This is a genomic window from Faecalibacterium sp. An77, from assembly GCF_002161315.1.
Taxonomy (GTDB): domain Bacteria; phylum Bacillota; class Clostridia; order Oscillospirales; family Ruminococcaceae; genus Faecalibacterium.
On the sequence record NZ_NFHK01000012.1, the window covers coordinates 1 to 22,038 of the forward strand.

Consider the following 22,038-nt stretch of genomic DNA (forward strand, 5'->3'; position numbering starts at 1 on the left):
GGCTCCAGACAAAGACTGGCCTGGCTCCGCTCTCGCTTCGCCAGGCCAGTCTTTAATTCGCTTGTTCTACCCCTTGCAGGCCTCTTTTTTGTACTGTCCGCACAATATGGGGCGGTTCACCTGCATCGGGCAGCTTTTTCTTATGCGTTTTCCAGACGGAGGCATTCTTTCAGATACTGACCGGTGCGGCTGGCCGGGTTTTGGGCCACCTGTTCGGGGGTGCCGGCGGCCACAATCCGCCCGCCAGCCTTTCCGCCGCCGGGCCCCATATCCACCACATAGTCGGCATTCAAAATCATATCCAGGTCGTGTTCGATGACAACCACCGTGGCCCCTGCCTTAATCAGCCGCTGGAACACCCCCAGCAGCACCCGCACATCCAGGGGATGCAGGCCGATGGTGGGTTCATCAAAGACAAACACGGCGTCGCCCTGGGCTTTGCCCATCTCGGCGGCCAGCTTGAGCCGCTGGGCCTCGCCGCCCGACAGGGCCGGCGTCGCTTCTCCCAGGGTCAGGTAGCCCAGGCCCAGATCGTCCAGCACCTGCAGCTTGTCCGTCACCTTTTTGTGGCCCGCCAGCCGCTCCAGGGCCTGCTTCACCGTCATTCCCATCAATTCAGGCAAAGAGACGCCGGGGTCGCTCCCAGCTGCCTTCTTGGGACGGCAGCGGACCGCAGAGGCGGCTTTTCCGTAGCGGCGGCCGCCGCAGTCGGGACAGACGATTTCCACATCCGGCAAAAACTGGACGTCCATGGTGATCTGGCCGGTGCCGTCGCAGCCGGGGCACCGGAGGGAACCGGTGTTGTAGGAGAAATCCCCTGCCTTGTACCCCCGGGCCTTTGCCTCGGGCGCGGCGGCAAACAGACGGCGCAGATCATCCAGCACTCCGCTGTAGGTGGCCACGGTGGACCGTACATTCACCCCGATGGGGGTGGCGTCGATGAGGTCGATCCGCTGGACGCCGGGGGCCTCTGCGGCTTCCACATGACCGGGCAGAGGCTGGCCGGCGGTCTTCGCTTTCAGGGCGGGGATCAGGCTCTCCAGAATCAGGGTGGTCTTGCCTGAGCCGGACACCCCCGTCACCGCAATCAGCCGCCCTTTGGGCAGATCCAGGTCCAGCGCCTGGACGGTATGAAGGGGCCGGGTGGACAGCCGGATATGCCCCTGATCGAACATTTCTTCCACAGATGCCCGCACCCGGGCCGTGGATTTCTCCTGCCCGTTCAGAAAACCGGCAATCAGGGACCCCGGCGTACTTCCCACCTGCTCCACAGTCCCCTGGGCCAGCACCCGGCCGCCGTATTCCCCCGCGCCGGGGCCCATCTCGATGACCCAGTCGGCGGCTTTCAGGACCCGGACGTCGTGGTCCACCAGAACCACCGAGTTTCCGTGGTCGATCAGGTCCTTCACCACCCCCAGCAGCCCGTCCACATTGGAGGGGTGCAGGCCGATGGAGGGCTCATCCAGCACATACAGTACCCCGGTGGTGCGGTTGCGCACCGCACGGGCCAGCTGGACCCGCTGCCGCTCGCCGGTGGACAGGGTGGCGCCCGCCCGGTCCAGGGACAGATGCCCCAGCCCCAGCTCCATCAGCCGCTGGGCGGTGTGGAGGAACTGGCGGCAGATGCTCCCCGCCATCTCCTGCATGGGCTGGGGCATGGCCGCCGGCACTGCCTCCACCCAGGGGATCAGCTCGTCCAGGGTCATGGCGGTGACCTCGGCCAGATTTTTGCCGCAGAGCAGGCTGGACCGGGCCTGTTCGCTCAGCCGGGTCCCGCCGCAGTCGGGGCAGTCGGATTGTTTCAGAAACCGTTCCACCCGCTTCATGCCCTTGTCATCCTTCACCTTGGCCAGGGCGTTTTCCACCGTATAGACCGCGTTGAAATAGGTGAAGTCCAACTCCCCCGCCGATGCGCCGTTCTTGGGCCGGTAGAAGATGTGTTTTTTCTCCGCCGGGCCGTGAAACACAATCTCCCGTTCCTTCGCAGTCAGTTGGGAGAAAGGCACATCGGTGCGGACCCCCATCTCCCGGCAGACGTCGGTCATCAGGGACCACATGAGGGAATTCCAGGGAGCCACAGCCCCCTCATCGATGGTGAGGGATTCGTCCGGCACCAGGGTGGACTCATCCACCGTCCGCACCACGCCGGTTCCCCCGCACCGCTTGCAGGCGCCCTCGCTGTTGAAGGAAAAACTCTCGGCGCTGGGACCGTCAAAGGACACCCCGCACACCGGGCAGACCAGCGGCCGGCCCGCCGCCACATTCAGAGAGGGCGGCACCCGATGGCCGTTTGGGCAGCAATGGCTCCCCAGGCGGGAGAACATCAGCCGCAGCGGGTTAAGCAGCTCGGTGGATGTGCCGAAGGTACTCCGGATGCCCGGCACCGCGGGCCGCTGATGGAGGGCCAGCGCCGCCGGGATGGATTCAATGGAATCAATGTTTGCCTCCGCCGCCTGGACCAGTCTCCGCCGGGTGTAGGCCGACAGGGCTTCCAGATAGCGGCGGGACCCCTCCGCATACAAAATCCCCAGCGCCAGTGAGGATTTGCCCGAGCCGGACACCCCCGCAATCCCCACCAGCTTGCCCAGAGGAATGTCCAGGTCGATGTTTTTCAGGTTGTGGACCCGCGCGCCCCGTATCTCAATATGATCTGCCATCTTCCAGCCTCCCTTATCCTGTATCGACCCTATTATAGCAGACTTTACCCCATAAAAACAGCACGGAAACCAGCCCGTGCAAAAGGCTCATTTCCGTGCTGTGCGGTTTTATGAAAGAAGGTTTCTCTGCAAAGGTTCAGTCCGGGACCGGCGGGGCAGATCAGATGCCGCTGGTGGCGGCGATCCGGCCTGCCCGGCGGCCAAAGGTCACGGTGCGGCCGCAGGCGGCGCCGGTGGACAGGTTGGGATAGGTGCCCGAGAAGTATGCGCCCGAGTCATTGCCCACCACGTACAGGCCGGGAATGGGCTGGTTGTTGGTATCCACAGCGTTCATGTTCTGGTCGATCTGGATGCCGTCCATGGTGCAGAGGATGTAGCCGGTGTTCTTTGCGCCGTAGAAAGGAGCCTTGCGGACGGCGCTCAGGCGGAAGGGCTCCTTGCCGAAGTCCTCGTCCACGCCCTTGTCGTACAGCTCATTGTAGCGCTCCACTGTGGCTTCCAGGGTGTCGGCGGGCAGGCCCAGCTTCTCGGCCAGCTCGGCGATGGTGTCACACTTGAACAGGAAGCCGTCCTCGATCAGGCCGGGCAGCATCCCTTCCACCACCTGATAGGTCATATTGGGGTCTGCGCCGTTGGGGAAGGCAAACATACGGCTGCAGCCGTGGGTCTTGAAGGACTGGATATAGGTTGTCCAGTCGGAGTCAAAAATGGTATAATGGCAGTGATCCTCGTTGAACTCGTCGGCGTGGAGGATGCCCTCATAGGTGCCCGACTCGTTGAAGAACCGCTCACCCTTGGAGTTGACCTTCAGGAAGGGCTGGCTGCCCATCCAGAAGAAGCCGCTCTCGCCGCCCTCGGTCTGGGCGCGGCCGGGCACAGCGTCCGGCTTGAGGGCTGCACGGTCAAACATCATCATGCTGTGGGTCTCGTCGAACTTGCCGCCGGCCCAGATGCAGGCTTTGATGCCGTCGCCGGTGCAGCCGGGAATGGAACCGTTGCGGCCCACAATGGCCAGGTTCTGGGGCTGCAGGGCATCCATCATCTCATAGTTCATGGAGTAGCCGCCGGTGCAGACGATGACGCCCTTGGAAGCGTTGATGCGGACGTAGTCCCCGTCCTCATTCTGGGCGATGACGCCGGTGACCCGGCCATCCTCCTTGGTCAGCTTGACCATGGGGGTGTTGTAGCGGAATTCCACGCCCAGGGTCTTGGCGTAGTCGGTCAGGACTTTGGCGCCGTCCAGCTCGTTCCCCTCGCCGTCGTCGCTGCCGGCCCAGCGGGGCGAGTGGCCGGTGGCAAAGTGGACGTACCGGGAACCCTCGTCGTCGCCGCCGGCCTCATGCCACAGCTCGACGCCGCGCTCGGCCAGACGGTCGCCGTACCAGTCGATGGCCTCGCCCGACTCCTCGGCCCACAGCTTGACCAGGCGCTGGTCCAGGCGGCCCGCTGCAATCTTGGTCATCTCGGTGATGTAATCAAACTTGTCGATCTTGGTGCCCCATTCCTTCTGGTAGCGGCTGTCGATGGCGCCCAGGTCGTCCCGGACGCCGCCCGAGGTCAGCTTGTCGATGACCAGGGTCTTGGCGCCGTTCTCCCCTGCGCTGCAGGCCGCGAACAGGCCGCCGGTGCCGCCGCCCACCACCAGGACCTCGGTGTCCAGGGTCTCGACGATGTCGCTGTCGGCGATCTCCGGCTCATGGCCCAGCCAGGCGGGAGTGCCATCGTCCACCACCGGCGTTTCCTCTTCCTCGGTGGCCAGGCCCATGGCCTGCTCGATGCAGCTGGCGGCCGCCTTCTTGACGGCGTTGGAGGTTATGGTGGCGCCCGAGACGGTGTCGATCTCGGAGCTCTGGGCGGCCATCAGGGCCTCCTGGAACTGCTCGGCCGAATCCACCGCCAGCTGGATGGTCTCCTTGGAGGTATCCACCTTTACCTCGGTGATGGCGCTGTCGCTGAAGGTCATGGTCACCGTCACGGCGCTGGTGCCGGTCTCGGTGGCCGAGTAGGTGCCGGGGGTGTAGATGCCGGCATTGCCGGCGGCAGAGGAGGCCGCGCCCTTGTCATTGGTGCAGGCGGCCAGAGCGCCGACGGTGGCTGCGCTCATGGCGGCGGCAGCCGTCGCCCGCAGAAAGCCCTTGCGGGAAATCTTTTCCATAGTTGTTGCTCCTTCGTTTTTTCGTGTTTCCTGTTCGGCCTGTGATCCAGGCCCGGACGGTTTGTTACTTCCTTAACCATCCATTCGCCCATTATTGTACACTTGACAGCAACCCGCAGGTCAAGAGCCTTGTCACCTTTTGCGCGCAGTCAGGAGGAAAACATGCATTCTGAGTCACATTCTCCCAAATACCGGATCGGCGAATTCGCCAAACGGATGGGTGTGTCGCCCCACTTCCTGAAATACTATGAAGAAACCGGCATCTTGAAGCCCGACACCCAGGAAAACCACTACCGCTTTTACAATTTGTGGGACGCCAGCGTCATTCTGGAGTGCAAGCGGATGAAAAACATGGGTTTCTCTGTGAAGGAAAGCCACAAGATCGTCACCGACAGCACCGCCGCCGACCTGGAGCAGATGCTCCAGATCCACCAGCAGGCCCTGACCGACGAGCTGAAGCAAAAGCAGCTGATCCTGGAAGCCCTACAAAACATGAGGGCAGACCTCAGGTTGTGCCAGGCCGGGGAATGGCAGATCCGCACCGTGCCGCCTGTATGGTTTCTGCCCCACACCCTGGAACAGCAATTTGTCAGCGACGCCGGCACATACACCCAGCTGGACCGATGGGTGGAGGCCATGCCGGTGGTGCATTCGGCCCAGCGGGTCACGCTGGACCAGCAAAATCACTGGCAGCCCGAGTGGGGATTCTCGGTCCCGGCGGACAAAGTCGAGGCCGCAGGGCTTATGCCTGAGCCTCCCGCCGTCCTGCTGCCCGCCGGCCGGGTTTTTGAGCAGTATCTTTCCTATCCGGTCCACCGCGAAACGGCCCAGGAGGAGCACAATCAACAGTACGCCCGGGCTCTGGAGCACATCCGCCGTCTGAACCTGATTCCCGGCCGCACCATCCTCAAAGAAATAGTCAGCTACACTTTGCAGAACCACATCCGCCAGTCCTATTGTATCCTCCGCGTCCCGGTGGAGGAGCCCTGACCTTTTGTACAGCAAAACAAACGCCCCTGCGCCTTGTTGTTCAGCGCAGGGGCGATCTTTTTATAGAGATTCAGCTCGCTCAGGTCATGGATGGTGAAGTCCTGCCGGGACTCCTTCAGGGACTGGTGCACCCGGACCGCAGCCAGGCCGGCTTAAAAACCCGCCAGTGCCGCCGCCAGCTTCAAAACGCCCGCCAGCACCATAACTGCAATGGCGTTCATCTTGCCCTTTTGGAGAAGGAAAACGCTGATCCCAAAGATAACCACCAAAACCCAGTTGGTGCTCGCCAGACGGATCACCGCTCCCGAGCCCCAAAAGGCAGAAATCAGAATCGAAATTCCCGCGGCGGCAATCATGGCCACCACCGCCGGGCGCAGGGAGGCCAGCACCCCCTGCAGCAGATCCAGGCTGCGGTATTTGAGGTATAACCGGGCAATCAGGGTGACGATGATGCAGGAAGGCAGAATGCAGCCAAAGGTGGCCGCCAGCGCGCCGGGAATCCCGGCGATTTTGATGCCCACAAAGGTGGCCGCATTGATGGCGATGGGGCCGGGGGTCATCTGGGAAATGGTGATGAGGTCGGTGAACTCCGACATGGCCAGCCAGGCGTGCTGGTCCACAATCTGGCTTTGAATCAGCGGGACGGCGGCGTATCCTCCGCCAAAGCTGAAGGCACCGATTTGCAGAAAGCTCCAAAACAGCTGCAGCAGAATCATTTGGACCCCTCCTTCCGGCCGAGCAACGTCCGCACCACGCCCAGCAGGGCGCAGACCAGAACCACAATCACCACATTCACTTCAAAGAAACAGGTGGCGGCAAAAGCGGCCATCATAATCAGGATGGAGGATGTATTTTTGCTCTTGACCACGTCGGCCCCCATCTCCCATACCACCGAGGCAATCACCGCACCCACGCCGGCCTGCATTCCTTCCAGCATCTGTCCGATGATGAAATTGGTGCGGAACAGATCATAAAAGACCGACACCGCCGAGATGATGACAAAGGGCGGGATGATGGTGGCCACAATGGCCACCAGAGCCCCCAGCATACCGTCCAGCTTGTAGCCCACCACAATGGCGCCATTCACCGCAATGGGACCCGGGGCCGACTGGGCGATGGCCACCAGATCCAGCATTTCGTCCTCCTCGATCCAGTGGTATTCGTCCACAAACTTTTTCTTCATCAGGGTGACGATGACATACCCGCCCCCAAAGGTAAATGCGCTCAGGTAGAGGGTGGAAACAAACAGCTTGGTGAGCACTTTGACCCGATCCTTCATGCCGTCCTCCTTTTGACCACAGGTTTGTATTTCAGCAGACCCATTATAATCATCCCGGCCCGGGCGGACAACCCCCAAAATGCGACGTTCTTTGCCCCTGGCGTTTTGGGGCGGATCCGTCGGCCGGCCCTTTCGCGTTGGGGCATCATGCCAATATCCGCCAAAATTCCCACAGCGCCATGCTTTTTGACCCGAACCACCATCAACGGCCCCTCTGCCCCGCCCGGACAAAACAACGCAGTGACGTTCTGTATCGCCGCTCCGGGAGTCAAATCGCTCATCCAGAGCTATCCCCATCGGCACCTCACGGGCGGTGATGCCGGGCCCGGCTCACACCGACCGGCGGATGGTTTTTTCACGATACCGGAGACTCACTTTTCTGAACGGTGCACACAAAGCCGTCCCCTTCCCCCGCCCTTGCAGTCTGCCCCCTTCTGGGCTATAATGAAATTTAAGCGAAACCCCGCCCAAAACAGCTTTGTCCGGATTCATTCCGGCCCGGGCCGTCTGCGGGCGGTACAGACCCAACGCATCCATCATCAACCAACCGAAAAGAGGGATTTTCTTTGGAATATTACGGCACCATCGGCCCGGCCTGCGCCGATTCCGATACTCTGCAGAATATGGTCGAAGCCGGCATGACCGGCATTCGGATGAATCTCTCCCACGGCTCTCTGGCCGAGCATGCCGACTGGCTGGAACTGATTCACCGGGCAGGCATCCCCGAGCTGCTGATCGACCTGCAGGGCCCTGAGCTGCGAATCGGCCGCCTGACCGAGCCGGTCTTTTTGAAGGCGGACGGTCCCCTTCTGCTGGGGGCGCAGGGGATTCCCTGCCCCACCGCTCTGGTGGAGGCGGCCGCGCCGGGCCAGGAACTTCTGCTGGACGATGGCCGGCTGCTGGCCCGGGTGGACGCCGTATCCGGCGGCACTTTGCACTGTACCGTCCTGCGGGGCGGGCTGCTGGAAAGCCGCAAGAGCATTGCCGCGCCGGGTTTGGAAATCCACTCCCCCACTCTCACCGCCGAGGACCTCCAGAATCTGGACATGGCTGTCTCCTGTGGGGTGACGGGGGTGATGCTGCCCTTTGTCCGCGGCACCGAGGATCTGCGCATCCTGCGCCAGGCTTTGAACCAGGACGGCGGCGAAAAAATCCGCATCTTTGCCAAAATTGAAAACATGGCCGGCGTCCAGGCGCTGCCCGAACTGCTGCCCCTGGCCGACCACATCGTGATTGCCCGCGGGGACCTGGGCAACGCCATGCCCCTCTGGGAGCTGCCCGCCTGTCAAAAGCGGCTGGCCGCTGCCTGCCGCCAGGCCGGAGTCCCCTTCATGGTGGTGACCCAGCTGCTGGACAGCATGTGCGCCCGGGCGGTGCCCACCCGCGCCGAGGTCTGCGACATCTACAACGCCGTTCTGGACGGGGCGTCCAGCCTGATGCTCACCGGCGAAACCGCAGCAGGCCGCTGCCCGGTGGAGGCCATGCAGTATCTGGTCCGGACCGCCCGCACTGCACTCTGAGTTTTTCGGCGGACAAGCCGGAGAACACAGTGTGTTTTCTCCCTTCTGCTCTACAACATCAAACGGCCGGGACCAGAAATCTGTCCCGACCGTTTTTCTTTTGATTTTGACTTGATGCCGGGGCAGAAAGCGGTTTATTCGGCCTGCTCCATCTCCCTTTTCCGCCAAATGACAATCCAGGCCCCCGCATACACCGCCAGATACGCCACCGACAGCCCCATGATGAGGGTATATTTCCGCTGCAGGCCTGCGGTGTAGCTCTCCGCGGTCTGATCGGCTTCCACCGTGATGTAGGCATCCTCCTCGGGGATGGACAGGACCCGCCGCTCCACCGGTCCCTCCTCATATTTCTGCTCTGCCAGCGTCCGAGCCGTGCTGCCTTCCACCTGCCACCGGTAGCCGGAGCCGTCGGTGGTCTTATAGTAAACCATGTAAACAATTTTGGTGGGATGGGTCCGCCCATACCGCCCGGTGGCGTTGTTTTTCACCGAAATGGGGAGGATATCGTAGGGCACAAAGGTATGCACCCCTTCGTCCACATAGCTGTCCGCCGGGCGGATGGAACCATAATCCCGGACCCCGACATAGAGACTGGCCGCCGCCAGAATCAGCAGCGGAATGCTGACCACTCTCCCGAGGTTTTTCGCCTTCTCCATCCAGGCAGCTGCCCGCTCCGGGCGAGCTGCGGGCACTTTTCCTTTCTCTTTGAGGGCGGCACTGCGGCGCCGGAACAGCTTCACGCAGAGGAATCCCACTCCTACAACGGCCCACACCACCGCCAGAACCATAGTCAGCGGAACCAGAAAAACCAGGATAAAACCATTGGAGAGCAAAACCGGGAAACAGGCCATCAGCAGTCCCCAGCCCGCCAGTCCGCCCAGCAGGTTCATTCCCAGCCACAAGTGCCAGCAGTTCAGCTGCAGCCGCCGGGAAAACAGATTCCCCGCCAGAACAAAATAGACCGCTGCCGCCGCAGGAAACCCATAGAGAAACCACCTCATATCGTTCCCCGCTGCGATCAGAAAACTCGCCAGCAGTGCGCCGGCATACAGCACAGCCGACCCCAAAACAGCCGCGGCTTTTTTCATCTTGTGTTCCTCCTTTTGTCCGCACCTTTTGCCCAAAATCCGCGCCCGTTACCCCGCGTCCGCCGGGCGGGCGCCCCACGGCCTGCCTTCATCAAAGAGCGGGCGCTTCGCGCCAATTGGAACCAATATCTGCTTTTGCAGTTATTATACCATGTCCGCCAAAGCGGACAAAAACCAATCCACGCGCAGCGTGCACCTCTGGGTCAAATAACCGCTTCTGCGGTTATTATACCATCGCTTTTCTGCATCGTCCATCCTGCGTTCCGTCCCCGGGCATGGAAACCGGCTTTTTCTATTCTTGCAGGACGGCGCCCCGACCGGTATAATGAACCTGAACACACCGACCCAAGATGGAGGAACCCACTATGACCCCTGCCCGTCAAACCCAAATCGAAGCCTATGCCCAGGCCTGCCGTCAGGAACAGGCCGACCTGCTGTGCACTCTGGGCCGGATTCCCTCCCCCTCCCGCAGGGAGGACCGTCGCGCCGTCTTCTGCCGGGACTGGCTGCAGGCCCAGGGCGCACAGGATGTCACCATTGATTCGGCCAAAAACGTCATCTGCCGTCTGGGCCCCAGAGACTGCGCCTCCTTTGTGGTCTTTGCCGCCCACACCGACATTGTTTTCCCTGACCTGGACCCCCTGCCCATGCAGGAGGAGAGCGGCAAACTCTTTGCCCCCGGCATCGGGGACGACACCGCCAACCTGGTCAATCTCCTGCTGGCCGTCCGGTATCTGATCCAACATCAGGTGCAGCTGCGCCAGGGCGTCCTGATTGTGGCCAACGCCTGCGAGGAAGGGCTGGGCAATCTGGACGGCACCAAAGCCCTGTTCGCCGCCTACGGCAACCGGATTGGGGCGTTCTATTCCTTTGACCTCTACATGCCTCTGTGCTGTGACACAGCCGTGGGCTCCTATCGCTACCGCATCACCTGCAAAACCCAGGGCGGGCACTCCTACGTCGATTTCGGGCGGCCCAGCGCCATCCAGCTGCTGTGCGGTCTGGTGGGAGAACTGTATCAGATCCAGCCCCCTGCCCAGGCCAAAACCACCTTCAACGTGGGCCGCATCGAGGGCGGCACCACCGTGAACTCCATTGCACAGGAGGCCTCCATGCTGTACGAGTTCCGCTCCACCGACCAGAGCTGTCTGGACCAGATGGAGCAGAAGTTCCGTCAGGCGGTTGCCCACTGGGAGGGCCGCGGCGGTGACTTCGAGGTGGAATTGCTGGGGGTGCGTCCCGGCAACGGGCCCCTGGACCATGAGGCTCTGGCCCGGTTCACCCGGCAGAGCGACGAGATCATCCGCACCTTCACCGGGCGGGAGCCGGTCCACACCCCCAACTCCACCGACAGCAACGTTCCCCTTTCTCTGGGCATCCCGGCCAACACCATCGGCACCGTGGACGGCGGGCTGCCCCACACCCGCCAGGAATGGGTAAACCTGGACAGTCTGCCCACCGGTCTCAAAATCGTCCTGGCTCTGATGCTGGAATACGCGCAGGAATGAGACTTTCCCGGGCCAGGCGGGCTGTCCCCTTCTGAATAAAAACGCGGAGGAATCGCGCTGCACCCAAGGGGCAGCCGGTTCTTCCGCGCTTTGTTTAGGACGGGACGGCGTCAGGCCGTCATCCGTGTTCCAGGTCTTTTTTCTGTTCCAACAGGGCCGGAATGGTGGTCCGCCGCTCCTGCTCCAGCAGCTGGCTGGTATGCAGTTTCCGGTCCAGATTGGCCTCGTAATCCCGGGCAAAATAGCAGGAAAACAGGACGTTCAAAATATAGAGAATCGAGTTCTCGGTGGCGAAGGTAGAAATCTTGCTGTACAGCCGCTCCCGGGAAGAGATGCTGAAGGTATACCGGGCCGCGCTGCGCAGCAAATTTTCCCCCGCGCTGGTGATGGCAATGATCGGCACCCCTGCCCCCTGCAGGATGGGCAGGATGGCCCCCGTCTCCTTGACGCCGCTGTTGCCCGAGTAGGAGATCACGATGGCGCAGTCGGTCTTTTGCAAGGCACTGGCCAGCAAGCCGAAGGTCCCCTGGACCGGGATATCCACCACCCGGCCGATGCTCAGCATTTTGCGGGCAAACAGCTCCCCCAGCAGGCTGTTGGGACTGATGCCGAACAGGCCGATCCGCCGGGAACGCTTCAACAGGTCCACCGCTTCGTCCAGCGGGGCATGATCCAGCAGGTCGGCTGTATCCAGGACGCTTTCCACCTGCAAAGAGCAGATCTGGTTGATGATATCCTGGCGGCTCGACTGGGCGGTAAAGGGAAAGTTGGGGTCGATGTCGGTGTAGTGGGATTCCTGGTATTTCTGTTCCTCCACAAAGGCCTTGAGAAAGGCCCGCCAGCCCGAAAACCCCAACTCTTTGGCAAAGCGGACCAGGGCCGCCTTGGAGGTATAGGTGGCGTCCGCGATCTCCTGGATGGAGTAGCGGTAGAGATGGGATTTCTCCTTTAAAATAAACTCGCCGATGTTCTTCCGGGTGCCGCCGCCATAGAGGACGGCTGCCTCCTCCACCCGCTGGATCAGATTCACACACAACACCTCCTGGCAGAAAGACCGCCCGTTCCGATACGCCTATTGTATCAGGTCCGGGCGGTCTTGTCGATTGGTTTTTCTCAGGCTTCTCCCAGGTCAGCTCCGTTGGTGGCAATCACCTGCTTGTACCAATAGAAACTCTTTTTGGGGATGCGGCGCTTGGTGCCGCGGCCTGCGTCGTCCATGTCCACATAGATAAAGCCGTATCGCTTGCTCATCTCGCCGGTGGAAGCAGACACCAGGTCAATGCAGCCCCAGCTGGTATAACCCAGCAGCTCGACGCCGTCCTCATTCACCGCCTTCTCCATGGCCTGGATATGGCGGCGCAGGTAGTCGATCCGGTAGTCGTCCTGAACGGTTCCGTCCGGCTCCAGGGCATCCCGGGCGCCCAGACCGTTTTCCACGATGAACAGCGGTTTCTGGTAGCGGTCGTAGAGGTTGTTCAGGACAATCCGCAGACCGGTGGGGTCGATCTGCCAGCCCCATTCGCTGGACTGCAGATGGGGATTGCGGAGGGTGGTGGCGGCGTTGGTGGTGACGGCGGCGCCTGTCCTGGACAGGTCGGCCGCGGTGCACCGGCTGGAATAATAGCTGAAGGAGACAAAATCCACCGTTCCCGCCGCCAGGGTTTCCAGATCCCCCGGCTCCATCCGGGGCGTCACGCCTAGGCGCTCCATTTTCTTGAGGGCATAGGGGGCATACCGGCCCCGGACCTGCACATCGCTGAAAAAGTAGTTGACGTGGTCCTGCTGGATGGCGGCCAGAACGTCCTCGGGGTCGCAGCTCCAGGGATAGTACGTGCCGCCGGCCAGCATGCAGCCGATCCTGGCCTCAGGGTCGATGGCGTGGCCCAGCTTCACCGCCCGGGCGCTGGCCACCAGTTCATGGTGGGCCACCTGGTATTTGACCCGGTCGGGGTCCTCCCCCGGCCCAAAGCAGACGCCTGCGCCTCCAAAGGGCAGGTGCATCAGCATATTGATTTCGTTGAAGGTGATCCAGTATTTCACCCGGCCCTTGAAGTGGCGGAACAGCACTTCGGCGTACCGGACAAAGGCGTCGATGGTCTTGCGGCTGCGCCAGCCGCCGTACTGGTTCAGCAGATACACCGGCAGCTCAAAGTGACAGATGGTGATGAGGGGTTCGATGCCGTATTTCCGCAGTTCATCCACCACCTTGTCGTAGAAGGCCAGGCCGGCAGGGTTGGGCTCGGCCTCCTCCCCGGTGGGGAAAAGGCGGGTCCAGCTGATGGAAAAACGGTAGCACTTGAAGCCCATCTCCGCAAAAAGGGCGATGTCCTCTTTCCAGTGGTGATAAAAGTCGATGGCCTCATGGCTGGGGTAATACTGTCCGGCCGGCAGGGTGCGGGGGTCCAGCAGGCCTTTGGAGACGGCGGCGCGGTCCGGTCCCCAGGGCACCAGGTCAATGATGCTGGGACCCCGGCCATCGGCATCGTAGCCGCCCTCGCACTGGTTGGCGGCGGTGGCGCCGCCCCAGAGGAATCCATCCGGGAATCGGTTTGCCATCTCAGTTTTCCTCCGTCTTTTCAAATTTCAGGGACAGGATATAGGTGACAATCGCCGTGACCACCGCAGTGATCACCAGCGCAATGATGATGTTGTAGAAATACATCATGGTATCGTCGCCGATGTACAGCAGAATGGCGGGCAGGCCGGAGGAACCGGTGGCGAAGCGGTGGGTGTGGGTCAGACCGGCGTAGAGGCCGCCGCAGGCGCCGCCGATCATGGCGGAGATCAGGGGGTACTTCTTGGGCAGATTGACGCCGTAAAGCACCGGCTCGGTGATGCCCATCAGGGCGGTGATGCCGCCGGACGTGGCCACCTGGCGCTCCTTGGTGTTTTTGGTGCGGAGGCTGACCACCAGGGCCGCCACGCCCTGGGCAATGTTGGAGCAGACGCAGCCGGGTCCAAAGATGCTGTCGTAGCCCAGCTCCGCCATCTGCATGACGCCCAGGGGGGCAACGCCGTTGTGGAGACCAAACATGACCATCAGGGGCAGCAGACCGCCGATCAGGACGGCAGGGGCCCAGCTGGCGTTTTCGGCCAGGAAGTTAAAGACCAGGGCCAGGTACTCGCCCACCACGCTGCCGATGGGGCCCAGAACCGCCAGGGCCAGGGTGCCCATCACCAGGAAGGTGAGCATGGGGACAAAGACCAGGTTGACCGATTTGGGAATGATCCGGTTGAGGGCCTTTTCCACATAGGCCTGCACAAACACCACCAGAATGATGGGGATGACGGTGCCGGTGTAGCTCACCAGGTGGAAAGGAATCAGGTCAAAGAATCGCACCGGCTCCCCTGCCGCCACCATGGCGCCCCAGTTGGGGTGCATCATGATGCCGGCCACAGCGGCGGCCAGAATCGGGTTGCACTTGAGCTTCTGGGCCTCGGTAAAGGCCAGCAGAATGGGCAGGAAGTAAAAGACCGCGTCGGCAAAGAAATTGAAGATGGCGTAGGTCTGGCTGGTGGAATCCACCAGCTTAAAGACCACCAGGAGAGCCAGCAGGGCTTTCAGCATGCCGGCGCCGGACAGGGCCGGGATGATGGGCTGGAACACGCCCGCCACAAAGTCGATCACCCGCTCAAAGGCGCTCTTTTTCTGGGCGGGGGCCCCGTCCGTCTGGGCGGCGGGGTGATCAGGCAGCAGCGGCTGGATGGCGTCGAACACTTCGGCCACGTCGGTACCGATGACCACCTGATAGACACCGCCGTTCAGAATCACCTTTTTGACGGCGTCCAGTTTTTCCAGGCCGTCCTTGTCCGCTTTGGATTCGTCCGCAAGGGTAAAGCGAAGGCGGGTCTGGCAGTGATAGAGATTCTTGATGTTTTCTGCGCCGCCGACGCCGGCCACGACGTCCTGGGCGATCTGCTTGTAATTTTTACTCATATGAAACTCCCTTCACATCTCGGTTGGCGGAAGGGATGCGCTCCGGATCGCTCCCTTGTTCTGGGGATATTATACCAAACAGCGCGTGATTTGAGCAATATTCAGACTTTCAGTCTGTTTCACGCCCTCCCCCGGCAGGCAGAAGGAACGGCGTTCTTTTTGAAACAAAGTTTCACTCCCCTGCAACTGCGCGCCCCGGGCGGCTTCGCCGGGCGTTTGCTGTTTGCACTGCGGCACAAAACAGGGCGCGTCCGCCGGAAAACCGGTTGGGGCACGCCCTGTTTTATAAAGGATAGAGATTCAGTGTTTGCTGTCCAGGAAATAGCGGACGGCACCCACCAGGCCTGCGTCGTTGGCCAGAGCCGCCGGACGGATCTCCAGGCCCTGGGCAAAGGCGGGCATCACCCGCGCCTTCACCTGCCGGGCCAGAGGCTCGATCAGGAGTTCCTGCTGGCTGCTGACGCCGCCGCCAATCAAAATCAGCTGGGGGTTGAACAGATGCACCAGGCCGGCCAGGCCCTCGGCAATCTCACCGATCCAGTCGTCCAGCAGCTGCTGCACCGCAGCATTTCCCTGCTGTGCCGCCGCAAAGATGGCGCGGCCGCTGTCCAGGGCCGGGTCCATCTTCACCGCCCGGCGCACCAGGGCCGAGGTGGAAGCGTGGCGCTCCCAGCAGCCCACTGCGCCGCAGGTGCAGGGTTCGCCGTGGGCCGCATGAATCCGCATATGGCCCAGTTCGCCGCCCAGGCCCCGGGCGCCTTCCAGCAGGCGGCCGCCGGTGATGACGCCGCCGCCCAGACCGGTGCCGATGGTGACGCCCAGCACGTCGGTGCAGCCCTTAGCCGCACCCACCCAGGCCTCGCCCAGGATCATGCAGTTGGCGTCGTTGGCCACCGTCACCGGCAGGCCCAGATCGGCCTCCAGCGCCGCCCGGATGGGGGCGCCGGGCCAGCCGGGCAGGCTCCCGCAGGTGCCTGCCACCACACCCTGGCTGTTGTCAATCTGACCGGTGGCCGAAACGCCCACGCCCGCCGGCTCATACCCTTCGGCGCGGCATTCTGCCAGCATCTGGGCGGCAGCTTTCCGCACCGTGTCCAGAATGGGGGTCTGGTAGTTATCAAAGCTGACGCTGGTTTCGGCCCGTTTCAGCACCTGGCCGTCCTCGGTCACCAGGCCCAGCTTGACCGCTGTGCCTCCAATATCGATTCCAAGATAGGTTTTCATGGTCACTTCAAATCCTCGATGGCCGCAGTAAAGCGGGCGGTGATCTCAGCGGGACGGGTGATGGCGCCGCCCACCACCAGAGCGAAAGCGCCGGCTTCCAGCGCCTTGCGGGCCTGCTCGGGGTAGTGGATATGTCCCTCAGCGATGACCTTGGCGGGGCAGTTTTTGGCCAGACGGGCGATGAAATCGAAGTCGGTCTCATTGATGCCCTGGGTCTCGGGGGTGTAGCCCCGCATGGTGGTGCCCACAAAGTCGGCCCCAGCCTCAGCGCAGGCCATGGCCTCCTCGTCGGTGGCGATGTCCGCCATCACCAGCTGCTGGGGGTACTTTGCCTTGATCTCACGGATGAACTCCGCCGAGGTCTTGCCGTCCGGACGCAGGGCGCTGGTGCCCTGCACCGCCAGAATATCCACACCGCAGGCCACCAGCTCGTCCACCTCTTTCATGGTGACGGTGATGTACATGGGGGTGCCGGGGTAATCCTTCTTGATGATGCCGATGACCGGCAGGTCCACCACCTCTTTGATCTGGGTGATATCCCGCACCGTATTGGCCCGGATGCCCACGGCGCCGCTCATGGCGGCAGCCTTGGCCATCAGGGGCATGACGCCGCCCTCCTTGGTGTACAGGGGCTCATGCTCCAGCGCCTGGCAGGAAACGATCAGGCCGTGCTGAATCTGCTTCAAAATTGCTTCTTTTTCCATCTGGATTTCCTCCTTCTGTGGGGCGGCTCAGCCGCCCATCCGGATCTTGACAACCGCCTTGCGCACCGAGCGGGACACCGGGCTGATGCAGCTGGGCTTGTGGTATTCTCCCGGCAGGAACAGGGCGAACCGTCCCTCCCCCAGCAGGCCGCTGGACTGTTCGGGGCCGGCGGCAAAACCGCAGTCCGCCTTTTCATCAAAGGCCCCGGTGGGCTCGGCCCGGGTGGTCCAGGCCCAGTACTCACTGCCGGTCAGGTCAATCTGCAAATCGGCATAGAGATGGTGGACCTCAAAGTCCGCCCCCTCCGCCGGGCGGAGGTCGGCGTCCATCACGTTGATGAACACGGTCTGGCCCTCCACCTCGGTGCGGCCGTTGGGCAGGCTGGCGAGGTCATGCTCCTCCAGCCAGCGGATGGCGATATCCAGCGCGGGGTGCAGGCCGCGGTAATGGCTCAGGCAGCTGAGGCTGTCGGTAATCATGGCGGGTCCTCCCTTTCGTTTCAGGCAGAACGCCCGGCGCTCCGTGCCCTTTGGGGCCGGCAGCCACCGGGCGTCTGGTTATGCAATGAAGGTATGCAGTTTTTACAGGGCAGCAGCCTTGGCGATGGCTTCGCGGATCATCCGCTCGGCCTCCACCACCACAGCCTCATCCTCGGGGATCAGGTTGGGCAGGGGTGCGCGGACACCACCCAGCTCCAGGCCGTACATCCGGCGCAGAATCTCCTTCTGGACGGCGTACAGGTTGCCGTGGGCCTCGCACATCTTATAAATGATGCGGTCGGCCTCATACTGGACTTTGCGGGCGGTGGGGATATCGCCCTTTTCGATCAGCTCGTTCATCTTGAGGAACAGCTCGGGCATGACGGCGTAGGTGCCGCCGATGCCGCCGTCGGCGCCCATGGCGCGGCCGGAGACAAACTGCTCATCGGGACCGTTGAACACCACGAATCCGTCCTCGCCCCGCGCGGCAATGCCGGCGTCCTTGAACATCTGGATGTCCTGGGTGGGCATGGAGGAGTTCTTGACCGCCACCACGTTGGGGTTCTTCAGCATGGTTTTCAGCAGGCTCATGGTCAGAGCGGTGCCGGCCAGCTGGGGAATGTTGTAAATCACAAACTCGGTGTTGGGGGCCGCGGCGCTCATGGCGTTCCAGTACTCGGCGATGGCGTACTCGGGCAGGTGGAAGTAGATGGGCGGGATGGCGGCGATGGCGTCCACGCCGCACTTTTCAGCGTGTGCAGCCAGCTCCACCGAGTCGGCGGTGTTGTTGCAGGCCACATGGGCGATGACGGTGATCTTGCCGCGGGCCTCGCTCATGACGGCTTCCAGCACGGCCTTGCGCTCATCGGGATGCTGATAGATGCACTCCCCCGAAGAACCGCCCACATACAGGCCCTTGACGCCCTTGTCGATCAGGTGACGGGTCAGGGCCTTGACACCCTCGACCGAGATGGTGCCGTCCTGATTGTAGCAGGCATAAAAAGCCGGGATAACGCCCTGGTATTTGGTACAATCTTTCATGATGAAAACACTCCAATCTCGTAGTGGGAAGCCGCCGGGCTCAGCCCTTGACAGCGCCCATGGTAATGCCCTGGGTGAAGTACTTCTGGAACATGAGGAAGACCGCCACGATGGGCACTGCGGCCAGGGCAGCGCCGGCCATGATGAGGCCGAAGTCCGAGGAGACTTCGCCCTGCAGGCGGGCGATACCGGTGGAAATGGTCAGAACCTCACGGCGCTGCAGCATGATCAACTGCAGGAAGTAGTCGTTCCAGGTGTTGACGAAGGTGAAGATGGCCAGGGCGCCTACGCCGGGTTTGACCATCGGGAACACGATGGAGACAAAGGTGCGCACCTCGCTGGCGCCGTCGATGCGGGCGGCCTCCAGCATTTCGGTGGGTATGGTCTCCGAGAACTGCTTCATCAGGAAGATGCCGAAGGGCCAGCCAACGGTGGGCAGGATAACTGCCAGCAGGTTGTTGTTCAGACCCAGGGCACTCATCTCCTGCAGCAGGGGGATGACGATAACCTGTTTGGGCAGAGCCATGGCGCAGACCAGCAGGCTGAACAGCACCGTCTGGCCGAAAAAGCGCTTTTTGGCCAGAGCGTAGCCGGCCAGCGCTGCCGTGATGCAGGTGAGCGCCATGGCGGCCACCGCGATGATGATGGTGTTGAGCAGCCACTGGATGGCGGGCTGCTTGAACAGCCGCACATAGTTGTCCAGGGTGGGGTTCAGGGGGAACCACTGGGGTTTCTGGGCGTTGATGGTGATGGCATCCTTCAGCGAACCGGTCAAAATCCAGTACAGGGGGAAGATGAAGAATACCGCCAGGAGCGCCAGCACGATGATTACAAAAATCTTATAACCGCGGGACTGGCCGTCCAGGCTTGATTTTGTCTTCTTGGACATCCCAATACCTCCCTTTTAACCGTTGTCCGTCTGCGCGACCTTGAACTGGATCGCGGAGAAGATGGCGATGAAGATGGCCAGCACGACGCCCATGGCGTTGGCGTAGCCGAACCGCTGATAGTTGTACGCCATATCGAAGATGTAGTACATCAGGGTGCTGGTGCTGCCCAGAGGGCCGCCGCGGGTCAGCAGCTGGATCAGTGCGAAGCACTGGAAGCTGTTGATGGTGGTGATGACCAGCACGTACAGGGTGGTGGGCATGATCTGGGCCCATTTGATCTTCCAGAAAATCTGCAGCCGGGTGGCGCCGTCGATGGCGGCGGCCTCTTCCAGGGAGCGGTCCACGTTGCCCAGGGCAGCCACGTACAGGACGATGGGCTGGCCGATGGAGGTGGTGAAGAGGATCATAATGATACACCAGATGGCGGTGCGGGTATCGCCCAGCCAGTCAAAGCCGACGGTACCGAAAATCTGGTTCAGCAGGCCGTTGTAGGGGTTGAACATCCACTTCCACACCACGGTGACGGCCACCGAGCCGGTAACCACCGGCAGGTAGAACACGCAGCGGAAGAAGGAGCGCATCTTGGAGCGCATGGGATAGATGGCAGAGCCAACCCACAGAGAGAAGGCGGTGACCAGGGGGACCGACACCACCACGATCAGGACGGTGTTCCAGAGCGAACGGATGAAGGTCTTATCCTGGAACATTTCGATATAGTTGCTCAAGCCGGCGAAGGTTGCGGCCGAGGTGTCGATGCCCATGTCCAAAAAGCTGTAGACCAGGCACATCCCCATCGGCACCAGCACGAATCCCACAAAGAAGATCAGACTGGGAAGCATGAACAGATAGGCGGAAATTGTCTCCCGCCGGGCCAGCACGCGGCTGGCGGGACGTCCCTTGGAACCATTTGCTTTTTGTTCCTTAACGGAAGTCTGAGCCACGTTGATTCCCTCCTTTCACAGTTTGCATAAGAGACGGCGATTCACATAAAACGCGCCTGCCCCTGTGGTGACCAGGCGGCAGGCGCGCCGTTTGTTCCTGTCAGGATCATCCGGCTGTCAGCGGCGCGCCGGGGGCGGGCCCTGTACAAGGCCGGAGATGTCCTTTACGGATTGCTTGCTGCGACGAAGGCGTCAGCGGCTTCCTGTGCGGGAGTGCCATTGACCATGATCTCCTGCAGCATGTTGAACCAGTTCTGGCGCTGAGCCGTCCAGTTGGGAGCCACGTTGTAGTAGTCGCCCAGGTACGGCATCAGAGATGCGAACTCGCCCATCTGCTCAGCCTGGTCGGTGCCCTCGTAGACATCGCCCAGAGACTCGCGGACCGGGAAGAAACCGGTCAGGCGGACGCTCTCAGCAGCCTGGCTGGCGTCGTCACAGACGAACTGGATGAAGGTCTTGGCGGCCTCGATGCGGGCGTCGTCGCCGCTGTTGAAGATGCCGAAGCCCCAGATGCCGCCGCACAGCTCGGGCACACCGTCATCGGAGGGGAATGCCATGGCGTACGGAGTGAAGGTGACCTGAGAGGCATACTGTGCCTTGTTGGAGGCGTTCCAGCAGAAGGTGACGGCGGCGGTGCCGTTGGCGAACTGCTGCAGCTCATCCGATGCCTGGAAGCCGGCGTTGGCGTTCAGGCTGCGGTTGTCCACCATGCTCTTGAGCAGCTCGAGAGCCTTGACGTTCTCGGGGCTGTTGGCGGTGTACTCGGTGTGGTCGGCGTTGGTATATGTACCGGAGTAGAGGTTGTTCACCAGTGCGCGGGTGCCCTGGTCGCCGCCCTGGCCGCCGCAGTAGATGATGCCGGGCACAGCGGCCAGGCCGGAATCACGGATGGTCTCCATGGCCTTGACAAAATCGTCGGTGGTCCAGGTGCGGGTCTCCTCGTCCAGATACTGGAGAGCGCCGGCCTTCTCAAAGACCTCGTAGTTGATGGCCATGCAGTGGGTGGTCATGCACAGGGGGTACTCATAGTAAGCACCGTTCAGCTGGCAGGCGCTGACCACGGAATCGCTGACTGCGGCGATGTCGTCCTCGGTGTCGGCCCACAGGTCGCTCAGATCCACCATCAGGTTGTTGGCGCCCCAGTTGGAAACCAGACGCTCGGGGCCTTCCATGATGATATCGGGGGTCTCCTTGGCGGTGATGGCCGAGGTGACCAGGTTGTCGCCGTTCTGGTAGTCCAGAGTCTCGTAAGTAACGGTGATCTCGGGATGGACTTTGTTGAAGGCTGCGATGATGTCGTCCAGCTTGGACTCGGTGCCGCCCCAGGAACCGATGGGGTAGGTCCACAGCGAAATCGACACGCCATCGCCGGAAGCGGTGGAAGCAGCGGTGGAGCTGGCGGTGGAAGCAGCGGTGCTGCTGGAATCCGAGCCGCCGCAGGCAGCAAGCAGGCCGGCTGCGCCAACGGCACCCGTGACCTTCAGAAAGTCCCGACGTGAAATTGCTCTCTTCTTCATAGTGTTCTCCTTTTGTCGTGCCGGTTATCAAGCCGGTTGCCCTACCGGTCGGCCAGTGTGCGCCTCCGGTTCTCTTGAGTCCATTTTACAAAGAAGACAAATAAAAG

General features: G+C 61.8%; 19 protein-coding genes. 3 read left to right on the forward strand and 16 right to left on the reverse strand.

All coding sequences use genetic code 11. From position 1 onward, the window contains the following. Positions 1-140 precede the first annotated feature (140 nt). Both B5G28_RS05925 and B5G28_RS05930 read right to left on the reverse strand, forming a co-directional pair. The gene (locus B5G28_RS05925) at positions 141-2,657 is read right to left on the reverse strand and encodes an excinuclease ABC subunit UvrA (protein WP_087246838.1); all 2,517 of its coding nucleotides are present in this window, start codon (positions 2,655-2,657) and stop codon (positions 141-143) included. Positions 2,658-2,817: 160 nt separating this feature from the next. Continuing rightward, a complete protein-coding gene (locus B5G28_RS05930) occupies positions 2,818-4,812 on the reverse strand; it encodes an FAD-dependent oxidoreductase (protein ID WP_087246840.1) in 1,995 nt (664 codons plus the stop codon). Positions 4,813-4,974: 162 nt separating this feature from the next. Here B5G28_RS05930 and B5G28_RS05935 point away from each other — a divergent pair, with 162 nt between their 5' ends. Next, a complete protein-coding gene (locus B5G28_RS05935; RefSeq protein ID WP_087246842.1) occupies positions 4,975-5,802 on the forward strand; it encodes a MerR family transcriptional regulator in 828 nt (275 codons plus the stop codon). A gap of 152 nt (positions 5,803-5,954) precedes the next feature. Here B5G28_RS05935 and B5G28_RS05940 read toward each other — a convergent pair whose 3' ends face one another. Genes B5G28_RS05940 through B5G28_RS05950 form a run of 3 tightly spaced genes read right to left on the reverse strand, consistent with a single transcriptional unit; the run spans position 5,955 to position 7,362 of the window. Continuing rightward, positions 5,955-6,518: a chromate transporter gene (locus B5G28_RS05940; protein ID WP_087246844.1), complete on the reverse strand. Its 564-nt coding sequence runs from the start codon at positions 6,516-6,518 to the stop codon at positions 5,955-5,957. Further along, positions 6,515-7,081, reverse strand: a complete 567-nt coding sequence (locus tag B5G28_RS05945) for a chromate transporter (RefSeq protein WP_087246846.1) — start codon at positions 7,079-7,081, stop codon at positions 6,515-6,517. The genes B5G28_RS05940 and B5G28_RS05945 overlap by 4 nt, the downstream gene beginning before the upstream one ends. After that, complete coding sequence (locus tag B5G28_RS05950; RefSeq protein ID WP_087246848.1) at positions 7,078-7,362, reverse strand: hypothetical protein; 285 nt, start codon at positions 7,360-7,362, stop codon at positions 7,078-7,080. Before B5G28_RS05950 ends, B5G28_RS05945 begins: the two co-directional genes overlap by 4 nt. Positions 7,363-7,647: 285 nt before the next feature. On the opposite strand from B5G28_RS05950, the gene B5G28_RS05955 reads away from it, so the two are divergent. Then, on the forward strand, positions 7,648-8,601 hold the full coding sequence (locus B5G28_RS05955; RefSeq protein ID WP_087246850.1) for a pyruvate kinase: 954 nt from the start codon (positions 7,648-7,650) through the stop codon (positions 8,599-8,601). A 134-nt stretch (positions 8,602-8,735) separates the two neighbouring features. Here B5G28_RS05955 and B5G28_RS05960 read toward each other — a convergent pair whose 3' ends face one another. Next, a complete protein-coding gene (locus tag B5G28_RS05960; RefSeq protein ID WP_087246852.1) occupies positions 8,736-9,689 on the reverse strand; it encodes a hypothetical protein in 954 nt (317 codons plus the stop codon). A 365-nt stretch (positions 9,690-10,054) separates the two neighbouring features. On the opposite strand from B5G28_RS05960, the gene B5G28_RS05965 reads away from it, so the two are divergent. Then, positions 10,055-11,197, forward strand: coding sequence for a M20/M25/M40 family metallo-hydrolase (locus B5G28_RS05965; RefSeq protein ID WP_087246854.1), 1,143 nt, complete (start codon positions 10,055-10,057; stop codon positions 11,195-11,197). A 118-nt stretch (positions 11,198-11,315) separates the two neighbouring features. On the opposite strand, the gene B5G28_RS05970 is transcribed toward B5G28_RS05965, so the two are convergent. From B5G28_RS05970 to B5G28_RS06015, 10 genes are all read right to left on the reverse strand, one after another. Beyond that, complete coding sequence (locus B5G28_RS05970) at positions 11,316-12,227, reverse strand: MurR/RpiR family transcriptional regulator (RefSeq protein WP_087246856.1); 912 nt, start codon at positions 12,225-12,227, stop codon at positions 11,316-11,318. Positions 12,228-12,310: 83 nt separating this feature from the next. Next, positions 12,311-13,753 (reverse strand): 6-phospho-beta-glucosidase, encoded by a 1,443-nt coding sequence (locus tag B5G28_RS05975; protein ID WP_087246858.1) that lies wholly within the window; start codon positions 13,751-13,753, stop codon positions 12,311-12,313. Position 13,754: 1 nt separating this feature from the next. Then, on the reverse strand, positions 13,755-15,134 hold the full coding sequence (locus tag B5G28_RS05980) for a PTS transporter subunit EIIC (protein ID WP_087246860.1): 1,380 nt from the start codon (positions 15,132-15,134) through the stop codon (positions 13,755-13,757). A gap of 300 nt (positions 15,135-15,434) precedes the next feature. Further along, entirely contained in the window at positions 15,435-16,358 is a 924-nt protein-coding gene (locus tag B5G28_RS05985) for an ROK family protein (protein ID WP_087246862.1), read from the reverse strand. A gap of 2 nt (positions 16,359-16,360) precedes the next feature. Beyond that, entirely contained in the window at positions 16,361-17,062 is a 702-nt protein-coding gene (locus tag B5G28_RS05990) for an N-acetylmannosamine-6-phosphate 2-epimerase (RefSeq protein WP_087246864.1), read from the reverse strand. 27 nt (positions 17,063-17,089) lie between these two features. Further along, positions 17,090-17,542: a YhcH/YjgK/YiaL family protein gene (locus B5G28_RS05995; RefSeq protein WP_087246866.1), complete on the reverse strand. Its 453-nt coding sequence runs from the start codon at positions 17,540-17,542 to the stop codon at positions 17,090-17,092. Positions 17,543-17,644: 102 nt separating this feature from the next. Continuing rightward, positions 17,645-18,583, reverse strand: a complete 939-nt coding sequence (locus B5G28_RS06000; RefSeq protein ID WP_087246868.1) for a dihydrodipicolinate synthase family protein — start codon at positions 18,581-18,583, stop codon at positions 17,645-17,647. Between the two features lie 40 nt (positions 18,584-18,623). After that, positions 18,624-19,472: a carbohydrate ABC transporter permease gene (locus B5G28_RS06005; protein ID WP_087246870.1), complete on the reverse strand. Its 849-nt coding sequence runs from the start codon at positions 19,470-19,472 to the stop codon at positions 18,624-18,626. A gap of 15 nt (positions 19,473-19,487) precedes the next feature. Then, entirely contained in the window at positions 19,488-20,414 is a 927-nt protein-coding gene (locus tag B5G28_RS06010) for a sugar ABC transporter permease (protein ID WP_242962107.1), read from the reverse strand. Positions 20,415-20,578: 164 nt separating this feature from the next. Next, positions 20,579-21,931: an extracellular solute-binding protein gene (locus B5G28_RS06015; protein WP_087246872.1), complete on the reverse strand. Its 1,353-nt coding sequence runs from the start codon at positions 21,929-21,931 to the stop codon at positions 20,579-20,581. Positions 21,932-22,038: the final 107 nt, after the last annotated feature.